A 14,531-nucleotide genomic window follows, 5' to 3' on the forward strand; every position below is an offset into this window, starting at 1 on the left:
GCTCAGGCCCCTCTCCCCTGAAGGAGAGAGGGTTAGAAATTCAGGCCATCACGAAAGGTTCGAGACCGGCCAGCGCGGTGGCGGTCTTGTGCTGTGGCAGAATGCGCGGCGGCAGTCCCTGCACCGAGCGGGCGATGGCGGCGATATGTTCCGGCGTGGAGCCGCAGCAGCCGCCGAGAATGTTGACCTGCCCATGCTCGGCCCATTCGTGGACGAGACCGGCAGTGGTGGCAGGCAGCTCGTCATACTGGCCAAGTTCGTTGGGCAGGCCCGCGTTGGGATAGACCATGATCAGCGTATCGGCGATCTGCGAAAGCGCGCGCACGTGGGGGCGCAATTGCTGCGCGCCGAACGAGCAGTTCAGCCCGATAGTGACGGGGCGGGCATGGCGCACCGCGTACCAGAACGCCTCGACCGTGTGGCCCGAAAGGTTGCGGCCCGAAAGATCGGTCAGTGTCATCGAGAGCATGATCGGCACTTCGCGGCCCAGCTGCTGCTCCAGCTTGCGCACAGCCATGATCGCGGCCTTGGCGTTGAGCGTGTCGAACACCGTCTCGACGAGAATGAAATCAGCGCCGCCTTCGACCAAGGCTTCGGCCTGTTCGCGGTAGACTTCGACAAGGAAGTCCCAATCGATCTCGCGGAAGCCCGGATCATTCACGTCGGGCGAAAGCGAAAGGGTCTTGTTGGTCGGCCCGATGGCACCCGCCACAAAGCGCGGGCGACCGTCATCGGACTGGAACTCATCCGCCACGCGGCGGGCCAACTGCGCGCTTTTCAGGTTTATGTCGCGCACCAGATGTTCGGCGGCATAGTCGGCCTGGCTGATGCGATTGGCCGAGAAGGTGTTGGTTTCGGCAATATCCGCGCCCGCCGCGAAATAGGCGCGGTGGATCGATTCAGGCACGTGGGGTGCCGTCAGCGCGAGGATATCGTTGTTGCCCTTCTGATCCCGCGAAAGGCCGAGCGAACCGGCGTAGTCGGCCTCGGTCAGCTTCCAGTTCTGGATCTCGGTGCCGAACGCGCCGTCGGTAATGAGGATGCGTTCCCGCGCCTGTTCAAGCAGGGCACTGCGGGCTGCAGAGGGTGTCAGGGTCATGCAGCTTGTTCCATCAATGGACGTTCGGGGCGCAGGCCGAGCAAGTGGCAGATCGCGTAGGACAGCTCGGCCCGGTTGAGGGTGTAGAAGTGGAAATCGCGCACACCGCCCGCATAGAGGCGGCGGCAGAATTCAGCGCAGACCGTGGCGGCGACAAGCTGGCGCGAGGCGGGGTGATGATCGAGCCCTTCGAACAGGCCGTCCATCCACGCCGGGATATGCGCGCCGCAAGCGGCGGCGAACTTGCGCGTCTGCGCGACGTTGGAGACCGGCAGGATGCCCGGCAGCACCGGTGCGGTGATCCCGGCGGCGGCGAGCTTGTCGCGGAAGCGGAAGAAGGTTTCCGGCTCGAAGAAGAACTGGCTGATCGCGCGGGTCGCCCCGGCATCGAGCTTGCGCTTCAGGTTGTCGATATCGGCCTGCGCGCTGGGCGAATCCGGGTGGCTTTCAGGATAGGCAGCAACCGAGATTTCGAACGGCGCGATGGCCTTCAGGCCGGCGACGAGTTCCGCGGCATTCGCATAGCCTTCGGGATGCGGGGTGAACGGCACGCCGGGTGCGCCCATGTCGCCGCGCAGCGCGACGATGTGGCGCACGCCCGCTTCCCAGTAGCTTTCCGCTACTTCGCGGATTTCGGCCTTCGTGGCATCAACACAAGTGAGGTGCGCGGCGGCGGGAAGGCGGGCTTCCTTGATGATGCGCGCCACGGTGCCATGGGTGCGATCCCGCGTGGAGCCGCCCGCGCCATAGGTGACCGAAACGAAGCTGGGGCGCAGCGGGGCGAGAGTCGTGACGACCTCCCACAGCTGCTCCATCAGCGGATCGGTGCGCGGCGGGAAGAATTCGAAGGAGACGCGGATATCGCCCGGAAGCCCCGCAAACAGCGGCGTATCAAGCGCGGTGCGCGCCTCGCGCAATTGATCGAAGGTGGTGGTCATTGTGCTGCCAATCTCGGAAATTCGGTAACACTGGCGCGCTCGCTGCGGCGCACGCCGGTCCAGATCTTGATGATGAGTTCGTGGCCCGGCAGCGCTCGGTCGCCAGCCGGATCGAACCCGGCAGCGGTGAGCAGCCCGGCAATCTGCGCATCGGAAAAGCCAAGGCGCGCGTGGGCATGGGCGGTGCGCAGTTCCTCGCGGTCGTGCGGGGCGAAATCGACGATCACGACCCGCCCGCCCGGCGCGGTGACGCGCGCGGCTTCGGCCAGCACGGCTTGCGGGGCGAGCGCATAGTGCAACACCTGGTGGAACAGCACGGTATCGAACCCGGAATCGGGAAACGGCAGCTGCGCGAAATCGCCCTGCACCAGCGTGACGTGGCCGGCAGGCAAGTGCTGCAAACGGGTGCGGGCGAGGCGCAGCATTTCCGGGCTCTTGTCCAGCCCGGTCAGGTGGCTGGCGCGCGCCGCGAACAGTTCTGCGATACGGCCCGTGCCGGTGCCGACATCAAGCAGGCGGCCGATCTGGCCGACAAGCATTTCGCCCAGCGCGGCTTCGACCGGGCCGTCGGCGATGTGCAGACTGCGCAGTTCGTCCCACTCAGCGGCGTGGCGCGCAAAGTAGTCCTCTGCGCTGGCTTCGCGGGCAGAGCGGATCACGACAAGGTGCTGGCGGTCTTCGGCGCACTGGGCACCGAAATCAGCGTCGGCCGCTTCGGCACTGACAAGCATACGGGCAAGCGCCGTACCAGGAGCGTCGGGCGAGCCCGCCTCGCTCACCGCTGCGCGCAGAAACACCCAGCCACCTTCGCGGCGACGTTCGGCAAGGCCGGCATCGCACAGGATCTTGATATGGCGCGAAACGCGCGGCTGGCTTTGGCCGAGAACTTGCGCGAGTTCGCCCACCGCAAGCTCCATGCTTGCAAGCAGCCGCATAATCCTGAGCCGGGTCGGGTCCGCCAGCGCGCGAAAGGCTTCGAGTATCACCATAGGCATAGTCATATAAAGCAATCTTTATATGATGCAAGCCATATAAGGATTTCCTTATATGGCATAGCAATTATGGTGGGCAGCCGGGTCAACGGGGGCCGGTGGTTTCAGATTTGCCTTGGCCCGGTGCGCGCACTAGAACGCGAACGCGCAGCGGCGCATGGCCGCCCGATGCCGTATTCCTGAACAGACCAAGGGACTATCATGACCAAGACCACCCAGATCAAGCGCATCGCCACTGTGCTGGCGTGCACCGCAGCTCTTGCGCTGAGCGCCTGCGGCAAGACTGACGACGCTTCGGCTGGCGCGACGGCAGATAACGTCGAAATGCCTGCTGACGAACTGCCTTCGGCCGAGCCTTCGGCAGCCGCTCCGGCCCCGGCCGCCGATGCCTCGCAAGCAGCGCTGAGCGCCGAGGATGCGGCCAAGAGCGCAGCTGACAGCGCCGTTTCGGCGGCTGAGGAAGCCAAGGCCGCTGCTGCTGCCGCTGCCGACGCGCAGAAGCCGCAGTGATGACTGGCGCGGGGAGCATGCGGGCGGCATTTGCCGCCGCCGCGCTGCTCCCCGCAGCCTTCTGCCTGGGCGGGTGCCAGCAGGACACCGATCCCGGACCCGGCGGTGTGACCGTCGGCGAAGCCCGCGCGCTCGATGAAGCGGCAGAAATGCTGGAAAAGCGCCCTGCCCCGCCGCTGGTGGATGCGACCGTGCCGGCTGATCTGGCGACCATTCCGGCGTCCGAGCCAGCGGCAAGCGCCAGCACGAAACCCTAATCCAGCCGCACTTTTCCGCGCCCGGCCTTCACCGCGCCGCGATTTTTCTTGGTTTCCAGACGCGCGGTCTTGCCCACGCGGTTGAGCCGGGATTTGGCGCGGCGCGCGGGCAGTGTCGCCGCCTCACGCAGCAACTGGGCGAGGCGGGCGCGCGCATCCTCGCGGTTTTGTTCCTGCGTGCGGTAGCTGCGCGCCGTCATCACGATCTCGCCCTTCGCGGTCATCTTGCTGCCCGCCAGTTCCTTCAGCCGGTGGAACACCTCGGGCGTGAGGCGCAACGCAAAGACATCGAGGCGGATCTGCACCGCCGTGGCCACTTTGTTGACATTCTGCCCGCCCGGGCCAGCCGAGGCGATGAAGCTTTCCTCGATGAGGCTGCGCGCGCGGGCGATCAGGGCGTCTGCGGACATGGCGCGTCCATGGCGAAGCCCAGCGCGGCGAAATCGGCAGGCAGCGGCGCTGTCGCGGCAATCGGCGGCTTGCCTTCACGCGGCACGGTGAGGGAGGCGGCGTGGAGCATGGTGCGCCGCGCGCCTTCTCCGCTGCCATAGATCGGATCACCCAGCAGCGCCGCGCCAAGGCCCGCAAGCGCATGAATGCGAATCTGATGGGTGCGGCCGGTTTCGGGGCGGAACTCGACGAGGGTCATCCCCTCCTTGCGGTCCACCACGCGCCAGTGCGTGACGGCGGGCTTGCCCGCGCGAGCCGGAATCATCCGCCAGCCCTTTTCCGCACTGCTGATCTTGGAAAGGTTGAGCGCGATGGTGCCCTCATCATCCGCGACCGGCCCGGCGACGATGCCGAGATAGACTTTCTCCACCTGCCGCGCCTCGAACGCGGCGGCAAAGCGCTTGTGTGCTTTGGCATTGCGCGCCAGCAGCAGGCAGCCCGAGGTATCCTGATCGAGCCGGTGGACCGCCAGCGGCAAGCGCTGGAAACCAAGCCGCAGGCCGTCGAGATAGTTTTCGAGGCTGGTGCCCCCGGCGCGCGGGCGATCAATCGGCAGGCCTGCGGGCTTGTCGATCACGAGCGCCTCGCCGTCTTCGAACAGGATCGGAAGTACACTCATTGAAAAGCCTTTGCGATGCGGGAAAGCGCTTCTGCGAGGCGCGCATCATCCGCCGCAAAACTGATCCGGAAACCCTCCTGCCCGCCAAACGCGGAAGCCGCAACCACCGCAACGCCTTGATCGAGCAGGTGCAGCGCCAGCGCCTCGTCATCGCCGAAGCGTGCCATCAGCGGTGCGGCATCGATAAGGCAGTAGAACGCGCCATCGGGGACGGGCGTGTTCAGGCCGGGCACGGCATTCAGCGCGGCGACCGCCAGATCGCGGCGCACGCGGAAGCGCTCGCGCCAATCGAGCAGGAAGCCTTGCGGGCCGGTAAAAGCAGCGACAGCAGCGGCCTGGCTGATCGAGCAGGGATTGCCCGAGGCGTGCGATTGCAGCTTCGCCATCGCGCCGATCAGCCATTGCGGCCCGGCGGAGACGCCGATGCGGAAGCCGGTCATCGCGTGGCTTTTGGAAACGCCCGAAACGGTGAGAATGCGGTCCGCCAGATCGGGGCAGACGACAGCAAGCGTGGCATGCGCGCCTGCGGTGTAGCGCAGCGGCGCGTAGATATCGTCGCTCAGCACCAGCACATCCGGATGGCGGCGCAATACGTCGCCCAGCGCGGCGAGGTCTTCTGCCGAATAGACCGCGCCGGTGGGATTGCCGGGGCTGTTGAGCAGGAGCCAGCGCGTGCGAGGCGTGATCGCGGCGGCAAGCTGGTCGGCGCTGATGCGGTAGCCGGTGGCGGGGATAGTGGGGATCGCGACCGGCTCGGCTCCGGCAAAGCGGACGATTTCGGGGTAGCTTACCCACCACGGCGCGGGGATCAGCACTTCATCGCCCGGCCCAGCGGTGGCGGTGATCGCAAGAAAGATCGCCTGCTTGCCGCCCGCACTGACGATCACTTGCGCAGGCGGGACTTCGATGCCGAGATCGCGGGCAAAGTGCAGTGCGGCAGCCTCGCGCAGCGCGGCGGTGCCAGGAACGGCGGTATAACGCGTATCGCCCGCATCGAGCGCGGCCTTGGCGGCTTCGATCACGTGCGGCGGCGTTGGGAAGTCGGGTTCGCCCACTGAAAGCGAGATGATGTCACGCCCTTCGGCGCGCAAGGCGATCGCGCGGTCGGTCATCACCGTGGTGCGCGAGGCGGAAATGCGCTGAAGCGCGGCGCTGAAATGCGGCTCGCTCATGCGCCGAGCAGCTTGGCCGGGATCAGGCCGCGCAAGGCGTTGCCGATGAAGAAGCCGGGTTCGAGATCGTCCATGGTTACGTCGCCTTCGACCGCACGGCCGGTGTCGATCAGGCTGCGGCGCAGCACGCCGGGGAGCAGGCCCAGCGTGGCGGGCGGCGTGACCAGCACGTCGCCCCGGGCCACGAACACGTTGGTGAAGCTGCCCTCGGTCAGGCGGCCATCATCGCGCAGCAGCAGCGCCTCGTGCGCCCCGGCGGCCTTCGCGGCGGCAAGGGCAGCTTCGTAGAAATGGCGGTCGCTGGTCTTGTGGCGCAGCCGCCAATCGCCTTCGGCCACCGGCAGCGAGAGGACGGCGCAGATCGCGGGATCGGGCAGCGCGAGCGGAAGCGGCGCGGCATCGAGCGCGTGGGCACCGCTTTTCGAGACGAGCAGCCGCACGCGCGAGGGCGCATCGAGATCGAAGCACAGCACGTGAATCGCATTGCGCAGGGCGTGCCGATCAAATTCGAAGCCCAGCTCCGCCGCGCTCGCCTTCATGCGTTCGAGGTGCAGTTCGAGGAGTGCAATCCCCTGCGCAGGGTCGAACGCCATCGTCTCGATCAGATCGGCGCTGCTGGCACCCAGACGCAAGACATCCCCCTTCACCAGGCATTCGCGCCATTCGGCCAGCGCCGCGGAATCCGCGACAACCGCCGAGCCGACCCCCATGGTGGCGCGTCCCCTGCCCGCCCCCGGATAATCGGGCAGCAGGCGCACCGTGCGGATTGCCACATTGAAGGCAGCATCGCCAGAGGCTTGGCCGGTTTCGACATCGATCCGGCCGATTGCGCCGCAATAAGCCCCGCGCGCATCGCGCTCCACCTCGTCGATCAGCTCCATCGCGCGGATCTTTGGCGCGCCGGTGATCGAGCCGCAGGGGAAGATCGCGCGCACCAGATCGCGTGCGTTCGCGCCGGGCTTGAGCCGGGCGTGAACCGTCGTCACCATCTGGTGGACGGTGGGATATGTCTCCACCGCGAAGGGCGCTTCCACGCGCACACTGCCCGGCTCTGCCACGCGCGCCAGATCGTTGCGCATCAGATCGACGATCATGAGGTTCTCGGCGAGATCCTTGACGCTGGCGGCGAGCGCCGCCTTGTGGGCGGCGTCTTCTTTCGGTGTGCGCCCGCGCGGGGCGGTGCCCTTCATCGGGCGGACTTGCGCGCGGCCACCCTCCAGCGTGAAGAACAGCTCGGGCGAGACTGAAAGGTGCCAGTGCGCGCCGTCCCAGATCACCGCGCCATAGCCGGAACGCGCATCGGCCCGCAGCGCGCGGTAGATCGCGAGCGGATCGCCCGTCCACGAACCGCCGAGTTCGAAGGTGTAGTTCGCCTGATAGATATCGCCCGCCGCGATGGCGGCCTTGAGCCGGTCGAACCCGGCGCCATAGCCGCCCGGCGAGACTTGCGGATCGAGCGGGCCGAGGCGGCTGGGGGCAGCAATGGCCTCGTCCAGCCACGCCTGCGCTGCGTCCGCCGTCATCTCGCGCATTTCGGCAAAGCGCGCGAACCACACGAGGGGACCTCCCGCGCCGGTGCGTGCCGGGAGGCGCGGGGCCAGCCGGGGTTCGAGCGCGAGGCCGGCTTCATAGGCAATCATGCCCGCCCAATGCCCCGGTGCGCTGCCGATGCGCGCAAGCGCGGCTTCGACTTCGCCGGGCTGGCGCGCCACGACGATCTCCTCCGGCGCGGTATAGAGCCGCGCCAGAGCTGCGCCTTCGACACGGGAATCGTCGAGCAGGATGAAGGGGGCCGTGGTCATCGCTTGAAGCGGCCTTTAGCGGGGGTCCGCCCCGGATGCAAAAAGCGCTTCCTTCCGGTTTCATTCCGGAGGACAACAATACCTAGTTCACGCTTCAACCAGAACATCCGGAAATACTGCTCATGGACGATATCTACATTGGCCTCGGTTCGAACAACGAACGCCAGGTCCTGCGGCTGGACCGCGCGAACCGGCACGGACTTGTTGCCGGGGCGACCGGCACCGGCAAGACGGTGACCCTTCAGGGCATGGCCGAACAGTTTTCCGCGCGCGGCGTGCCAGTGTTTCTGGCGGACGTGAAGGGCGACCTCGCGGGCATCGCCATGCCCGGCAGCCCCACCTTCAAACATGCCGACAAGATCGAGGGGCGCGCGAAGGAACTGGGCATCGATCCCTTCGTCTATGCCGACAATCCGGTGGTGTTCTGGGATCTTTATGGTGAGGCCGGGCACCCCATCCGCACGACGATTTCAGAAATGGGCCCACTGCTGCTGGCGCGGCTGATGGGGCTGAATGAAACGCAGGAAGGCGTGCTCAACATTGCGTTCCGCTATGCCGACGACAACGGCCTGCTGCTGCTCGATCTGCCCGACCTGCAGGCCACCCTGATGGCCTGCGCCGAAAACGCGAGCGAGCTGGCAGGCAAGTACGGCAACGTTTCCAAGGCCAGCGTCGGCACGATCCAGCGGCAATTGCTGGCCTTCGAAAGCCAGGGCGCAGACCGCTTCTTTGGCGAACCCGCGTTCGAGATCAACGACTTCATCCGCTACGACGAGCAGGGGCGCGGCGTGATCAACGTGCTTTCGGCTGAGAAGCTGATGCAGAGCCCCAAGCTCTACGCCACGTTCCTGCTGTGGCTGCTGTCTGAACTGTTCGAGGCGCTGCCCGAAGTGGGTGATCCCGAAAAGCCCAAGCTGGTGTTCTTCTTCGATGAGGCGCACCTCCTGTTTGAGGATGCCCCGCAGGCCCTGTTCGAGAAAGTGGAGCAGGTGGTGCGCCTGATCCGGTCCAAGGGCGTGGGCGTCTATTTCGTTTCGCAGAACCCGATCGACATTCCTGAAAAGATCGCAGGGCAATTGGGCAACCGGGTGCAGCACGCGCTGCGCGCCTTCACCCCGCGCGATCAGAAGGCGATCCGGGCCGCAGCGGAGACGTTCCGCATCAATCCCGATCTCGATGTGGAAACGGTGATCACCGAGCTCAAAGTGGGCGAAGCGCTGGTTTCCACGCTCGATGCCGATGGCGCGCCGGGGATCGTGCAGCGCACTCTGGTCGCGCCGCCGCGCTCGCGGCTGGGGCCGCTCGACGCCAAGGAGCGCGCGATCATCCAGTCGATCAGCCCGTTCGATGGCAAATACGAAGCAGCCGTGAACCGCGAATCCGCCGCCGAAGTGCTGGCCCAGAAATCCGCCGATGCCGCCGCCGCAGCGCAGCAGGTGGAAGCCGAGGGCGAGGAGGCGCAGCGCGCCAGCGCGCGGCAGACGCCTTCGATGTGGGGCAAGGCAGGCAAGGCCGCGGTGGGCGCGATTGCCGCTTCGGCGGGATCGGTGATCGCCGCGCAAATGACCGGCCGCAAATCGCGCGCTTCGCCCATCGAATCCGGCGCCAGCGCGATTGTCGGCACGATTGCCACATCGATCGGCGGCGCCGCCTTTGGCCGCTTCGCGCGCGGGCTGCTCGGCGGATTGCTGCGCTAAGGCCCGCCCATGCATTTCGACGAGCGGCAGGAGCGGTTCGTCGAATGCCATTGCGGATAAAACCGGATCGGGGCACCCACGGGCCATTCCACACCGGCCCTGCGCCGGTTTGCGCTGAAAGGTTCCCATGCGTTCCATCGTTTTTGCCGCGACGCTGCTCGCCGGCACGTTCCTCGCTTCTCCCGCCCTCGCCCAGCAGCCCGCTGCCGAAGCCCCGATCCCTGCCGAGGCCGGCACGCTGCCTGCGGGCAAGCTTGACGGCGCGGTGGTGCCGCAAGGCTACCGGCTCGATCTGACCGTCGATCCTGCGAAAGAGCGCTTCTCCGGCCATGTCGAGATCGAGGCCGAGGTGAAGAAGGCCGGGCGTTTCGTGTGGATGCACGGGCGCGATCTCAAGGTCGCCAAAGTGACTGCGCTGGTTGGCGGCCAGCCGGTTTCAGGCACGTTCCGCCAGGTCGATCCCACCGGCGTTGCCCTCGTCACCTTCGATGCGCCGCTGCCTGCGGGCAAGACCACGTTCGCTTTCGATTATGACGCCCCGTTCGGCGAAGGGCCTGCGGGCATGTTCCGCGTCAAGGTCGGCGAGGACTGGTATTCGTGGACCCAGCACGAATCGATCGATGCGCGCGCCAGCTTCCCCTCGTTCGACGAGCCCGGCTTCAAGACCCCATGGACCGTGACGCTGCGCACGCCCGAAGGCCTCAAGGCGGTGAGCAATGCGCCCGAGGTGAAGACCGAGACGGCAGGCGGCATGACCGTCCATACTTTCGCGCAAACGCTGCCGCTGCCGAGCTATCTCGTGGCGATGATGGTGGGGCCGTTCGTGACCATGGAAGGCGCCGTGCCCCCCACCCCGCAGCGCGCCGCGCCGCTGCCGATCCGCATCGTTTCCACGAAGGAAAACGCGGGCAAGCTCAGTTTCGCGCTGGAAGGCACGAAGGGCATTGTCGAGCACCTTGAAGCCTATTTCGGCCAGAGCTTCCCCTATCCCAAGCTCGACCAGATCACCTCTCCGATCATGCCCGGCGCGATGGAGAATGCAGGCGCGGACCTCTATGCCGACAGCATCCTCGTCATGGATGACAAGGCCTCCACCGCGCAGAAGCGCACGTTCGGCATGGTCGTCGCGCATGAACTGGCGCACCAGTGGTTCGGCGATCTCGTCACCCCGGCGTGGTGGGACGACATCTGGCTCAACGAAAGCTTTGCAAACTGGATGGGCTTCCGCATCGGCAACGAATGGCGGCCCGATCTCAACATCGGCGCGGGCGGCCTTGCCGAAGGGTTTGGCGCAATGGGTATCGACGCGCTGGCAGCAGGCCGCCCGATCCACCAGCCGATCGCGAAAAACGCGCAGATCGACGCAGCCTTCGATACGATCACCTATGGCAAGGGCGGCCACGTCGTCGCAATGATCGCGGCATTCATGGGCGACACCAAGTTCCGCGACGGCGTGCGCGGCTACATGGCGGCGCACAAGTATGGCAACGCGACCAGCGCCGACTTCTTCAAGGCGATGGCCGAGGCGGCAGGCGATCCGCGCATCCTGCCCGCGATGCAGAGCTTCACCGATCAGCAAGGCGTGCCGCTGGTAACGCTGGAACGTGCGGGGAAAGACAGCTGGAAGGCGACGCAGAGCCGCTATGCCCGGCTTGGCATGAGCAGCCCGGCCACCAAGTGGGGCATTCCGCTGTGCCTGCGCCAGGGCGATATCCGCCAGTGCAGCTTGCTGACCGACACTTCGGCCACGGTGACGCTGAAGAGCGCCGGGCCGATCATGCCCAATGCCGGCGGCACCGGCTACTACCGCTTCGAATTGCCCGCGAAAGATTGGGACGCGCTGATCGCCGCCACGCCGAGCCTGAAGGGCGGCGAGGCATTGGCGGTGATGGACAGCCTGAACGCCAGTTTCTACGCGGGCCGCGCCAGCGCCGACCAGCTGATAGCCGGTGCGCGCGCGCTGGCGGCCAATCCGGACAGCTATGCCAGCGGCGATGCCACCGCCCTGCTGCAGGCCATGGCCAATCGCGGCGTGATTGCGCAAAGCGCCAAGCCGCAGTTCCGCGCCTTCGTGGATGCGCTCTATGCGCCGCAACTGAAGGCGCTCGGGCTCGATCCGCGCGCGGGCGCGCATGCCGGGGATGATCCCGAACGGCAGCAGCGCCGCGTGCAGCTGGTCGAACTGCTGGCAGGCACGGCGCGCGATGCGGCGCTACGAGCGCAGCTGGCCATGGCGGCAGACGCCTATCTTGGCGGCGATGCCGGGGCACTTGATCCGGCGCTGTTTGGCGCAGCGTTCGATGCCTGGCTGGGCACCCGCAAGCTGGATGGCGCAAAGGTGCTGATCGACAAGGCGCTGGCTTCGGAAGATCCGCTTTTCCGTCCGGCGGCGCTGAGCGCGGTCGGATCGAGCGGCGATGCCGCCACGGCGAAGTGGCTGCTCGAGGAGTTTCAGGACAAGCGCCTGCGCCAGTCCGAAAAGCTCAATTTCGTACGTTCGGTGGTCATCACGCCCGAAACGCGTGATTGGGGCTATAGCTGGATGAAAGCGCACCTCGACGAGCTGCTCGGCGGCGGTGCAGGCATCTTCTTTGGCGCGCGGCTGCCGCAGATCCTCTCGAACTTCTGCTCGGTGGCGGCCGCTGACGAGTTCGAAGGGCTGCGCACCAAGTTTGCCGGCAAATCGGGCGCGCTCGAACTGGAGCGGCTGGTCGAACGGGTGCGTTCGTGCGGCAAGCTCAAGGATGCGCGCGGGGCCGAACTGACAGCGGCGGTCGCGAAACTCAAGTAAGCGGTAGGCCCAGAGGCAGGCGCAGCGTGGCGGTGAGGCCTGTGGTCTCGCCGCCTTCCGCGCGGTTGGCGAGGATCAGCGCGCCGCCGTGCTGATCGGCAATCGCACGGGCGAGGGTGAGGCCAAGGCCCGCGCCGCCGGTGGCCGAATTGCGCGAGGCTTCGAGCCGGGTGAACGGCTCCAGCATGCGGGCGATTTCGTGGTCTGGAATGCCGGGTCCGTCATCTTCCACCGTGAGCACGGCCTCATCGCCTTCACGGTGCAAGCTGACCCGGGCGCGGGTGCCATAGCGGAGCGCGTTCGAGACGAGATTGCGCATGGCGCGGCGCAGCCATGTGGCGCGCAGGGGCATGACCATGCGCTCCGCCTCGCCCAGCGTGACGTCCTCGCCCATATCCTCGTATTCGCCCACCACATCGGCGACGAGCGCGCTGAGTTCGGTCTGCTCCAGCGGATCGGACGGACGGCCAACCCGCGCAAGGCTCAGGATATCGTCGAGCGAGCGGTTGATGTCCTCGATGGTGGCCGCCATCCGGCTGCGTTCGCCATCGTCCTCCACTGCCTCGATCCGCACGCGCAGCGCGGCGAGTGGCGTCTTCAGATCGTGGCCGATCGCGCCGAGCATCACGTCCTTCTCATCGAGCAGCGCGCCGACGCGGCGCTCCATCGCGTTGTGCGCCACGATCAGGCGGCGGATATCATCCGGGCCTTCGGGAGCGAGTTGCCCAGCAGGGGCGCGTGAGCGGGCGAAGCCTTCGACTTGCGCGGTGAGCGCTTTCAGGGGCCTTGCGATACGCCGCAGGATGAGCGCCACCGCGCCGACCAGCACGAGGTAGATGAACAGCGTTTGCAGCACGAGCGTGGTGAGCATCGCGCTTTCGTTGCGCGGGGCGAGCAGGCGCGCGGTGAGCCATGTGCCATCGGGGCGGCCAATCGCCGCGATGATCAGGCGCGGACGCGGCGCGCCGGGCGGGCGGGCCATGTGCGGCCCGCGCCGCGCGAGCCACTGGGTGAGCACCGGATCGCGCGCCGGATCGCGTTCGGCCACGAACAGCCTGGCCGCATCGACGCCTTGCGCCTCAAGCACTTGACGCAGGGCCTGCTCGATTTCCGGACGGCGGCGATCCCCGGCAAGCTGCGGTGCACGCGCTTCTTCCTGCACGCGCAAGGGGCGCGGCATGCGAAAGCCGATCTCCGGGCCTTCACCCGGCAGGGGCGGCGGCGGCCGGAACTGGATGCGCGAATTGCGGCCCAGCAGGCTGAAGGCGGCATAGTTGACCATGCCGGCAAAGTGCCGCTCATGCTGCATGCGCCACATCAGCGCGGCGGAAAGGCCCTGCGCGACCATCAGCGCCAGCGCGATGGCCAGCAGCATCTGGCCTTGCAGGCTGCGCGGCCACAGGCGGAAGCGGGTTTGCGCTTCAGGCATCGGATTCAAGCATTTGTTGGCACTTTGCGCACGTCGGCGGCGAGCATGTAGCCGCCGCCCCACACAGTCTGGATCAGTTCGGGATTGCGGCTGTCGCGCTCGATCTTGCGGCGCAGGCGGCTGATCTGGTTGTCCACGGCGCGGTCGAACAAGTGCGCCTCGCGGCCCTGCACCATATCGAGCAGGCGGTCCCGGTCGAGCACCTGGCGCGGGTGATCGAGGAAGGCGACGAGGAGGCGAAACTCGGCGGACGAGATCGCCACGACCGCGCCTTCGCTGTCAGTCAGGCGGCGGCGCAGTGGATCAAGCCGCCAGCCTTCGAAGGTATAATGGTGCTCGTCAGCCGCATGGGCGGCGGCTTCGGGCGTGCGCCCAATGCCCTTGGCAGCGCGGCGCAGGACCGAGCGGATGCGGGCGACAAGCTCGCGCGGGTCGAACGGCTTGACCACATAATCGTCCGCACCGATTTCGAGGCCGACGATGCGGTCGGTCGCCTCGCCGCGCGCGGTGAGGAAGATCACCGGCACACCGCGCGCCTCGATCAGGTGGCGGCAGAGCGAAAGACCGTCCTCGCCGGGCATCATGATATCGAGAAGGACGATATCGCAGGCTTCGGCGGCCCCGGTTTGAGCGAGGCGCGCGCGGGCTTCGGCGGCGCTGGCGACCTGAGCCACGGCAAACCCCTGCCGGACGAGATAGTCCGACAAGGGTTCGCGCAGCGCGGCTTCGTCATCGACGACGAGGACGCGGGTTGGTGAAGGCGTTTCCGCCATGC

At 66.9% G+C, this 14,531-nt stretch carries 13 protein-coding genes; 4 read left to right on the top strand and 9 right to left on the bottom strand.

Going from position 1 to position 14,531, the window contains the following annotated elements; all coding sequences use genetic code 11:
- Positions 1 to 40: 40 nt before the first annotated feature.
- Genes CFE35_RS03140 through CFE35_RS03150 form a run of 3 tightly spaced genes read right to left on the bottom strand, consistent with a single transcriptional unit; the run spans position 41 to position 3,038 of the window.
- Positions 41 to 1,099 carry a homocysteine S-methyltransferase family protein gene (locus CFE35_RS03140; protein WP_292927876.1) on the bottom strand — a complete coding sequence of 353 codons (1,059 nt, stop codon included), beginning with the start codon at positions 1,097 to 1,099 and terminating at the stop codon, positions 41 to 43.
- On the bottom strand, positions 1,096 to 2,037 hold the full coding sequence (metF, locus tag CFE35_RS03145; protein WP_292927878.1) for a methylenetetrahydrofolate reductase [NAD(P)H]: 942 nt from the start codon (positions 2,035 to 2,037) through the stop codon (positions 1,096 to 1,098). The genes CFE35_RS03140 and metF overlap by 4 nt, the downstream gene beginning before the upstream one ends.
- Complete coding sequence (locus CFE35_RS03150) at positions 2,034 to 3,038, bottom strand: metalloregulator ArsR/SmtB family transcription factor (RefSeq protein WP_292927880.1); 1,005 nt, start codon at positions 3,036 to 3,038, stop codon at positions 2,034 to 2,036. Before CFE35_RS03150 ends, metF begins: the two co-directional genes overlap by 4 nt.
- A 192-nt stretch (positions 3,039 to 3,230) precedes the next feature.
- Between CFE35_RS03150 and CFE35_RS03155 the strand changes: the two genes are divergently transcribed.
- Together CFE35_RS03155 and CFE35_RS03160 are read left to right on the top strand one after the other, a co-directional pair.
- Positions 3,231 to 3,539 carry a hypothetical protein gene (locus CFE35_RS03155; RefSeq protein WP_292927882.1) on the top strand — a complete coding sequence of 103 codons (309 nt, stop codon included), beginning with the start codon at positions 3,231 to 3,233 and terminating at the stop codon, positions 3,537 to 3,539.
- 17 nt (positions 3,540 to 3,556) lie between these two features.
- The gene (locus tag CFE35_RS03160; RefSeq protein ID WP_292927884.1) at positions 3,557 to 3,796 is read left to right on the top strand and encodes a hypothetical protein; all 240 of its coding nucleotides are present in this window, start codon (positions 3,557 to 3,559) and stop codon (positions 3,794 to 3,796) included.
- Here the strand turns inward: CFE35_RS03160 and arfB are convergent.
- Genes arfB through pabB form a run of 4 tightly spaced genes read right to left on the bottom strand, consistent with a single transcriptional unit; the run spans position 3,793 to position 7,839 of the window.
- Entirely contained in the window at positions 3,793 to 4,206 is a 414-nt protein-coding gene (gene arfB, locus CFE35_RS03165) for an alternative ribosome rescue aminoacyl-tRNA hydrolase ArfB (RefSeq protein WP_292927886.1), read from the bottom strand. The genes CFE35_RS03160 and arfB overlap by 4 nt on opposite strands.
- Positions 4,188 to 4,865, bottom strand: a complete 678-nt coding sequence (locus CFE35_RS03170; protein WP_292927888.1) for an RluA family pseudouridine synthase — start codon at positions 4,863 to 4,865, stop codon at positions 4,188 to 4,190. The genes arfB and CFE35_RS03170 overlap by 19 nt, the downstream gene beginning before the upstream one ends.
- Positions 4,862 to 6,037 (bottom strand): pyridoxal phosphate-dependent aminotransferase, encoded by a 1,176-nt coding sequence (locus CFE35_RS03175; protein WP_292927890.1) that lies wholly within the window; start codon positions 6,035 to 6,037, stop codon positions 4,862 to 4,864. Before CFE35_RS03175 ends, CFE35_RS03170 begins: the two co-directional genes overlap by 4 nt.
- On the bottom strand, positions 6,034 to 7,839 hold the full coding sequence (gene pabB / locus CFE35_RS03180; protein ID WP_292927892.1) for an aminodeoxychorismate synthase component I: 1,806 nt from the start codon (positions 7,837 to 7,839) through the stop codon (positions 6,034 to 6,036). Before pabB ends, CFE35_RS03175 begins: the two co-directional genes overlap by 4 nt.
- Before the next feature lie 122 nt (positions 7,840 to 7,961).
- On the opposite strand from pabB, the gene CFE35_RS03185 reads away from it, so the two are divergent.
- Positions 7,962 to 9,536 (top strand): helicase HerA-like domain-containing protein, encoded by a 1,575-nt coding sequence (locus tag CFE35_RS03185; protein WP_292927894.1) that lies wholly within the window; start codon positions 7,962 to 7,964, stop codon positions 9,534 to 9,536.
- Positions 9,537 to 9,663: 127 nt separating this feature from the next.
- Positions 9,664 to 12,327 carry a M1 family metallopeptidase gene (locus CFE35_RS03190; RefSeq protein WP_292927896.1) on the top strand — a complete coding sequence of 888 codons (2,664 nt, stop codon included), beginning with the start codon at positions 9,664 to 9,666 and terminating at the stop codon, positions 12,325 to 12,327.
- Here CFE35_RS03190 and CFE35_RS03195 read toward each other — a convergent pair.
- The gene (locus CFE35_RS03195; protein ID WP_292927898.1) at positions 12,320 to 13,756 is read right to left on the bottom strand and encodes an ATP-binding protein; all 1,437 of its coding nucleotides are present in this window, start codon (positions 13,754 to 13,756) and stop codon (positions 12,320 to 12,322) included. The two genes, CFE35_RS03190 and CFE35_RS03195, sit on opposite strands and share 8 nt — an antisense overlap.
- Before the next feature lie 5 nt (positions 13,757 to 13,761).
- Positions 13,762 to 14,529, bottom strand: coding sequence for a response regulator transcription factor (locus CFE35_RS03200; protein WP_292928839.1), 768 nt, complete (start codon positions 14,527 to 14,529; stop codon positions 13,762 to 13,764).
- Positions 14,530 to 14,531 lie beyond the last annotated feature (2 nt).

The sequence above is a fragment of the Novosphingobium sp. PASSN1 genome, from assembly GCF_002278815.1.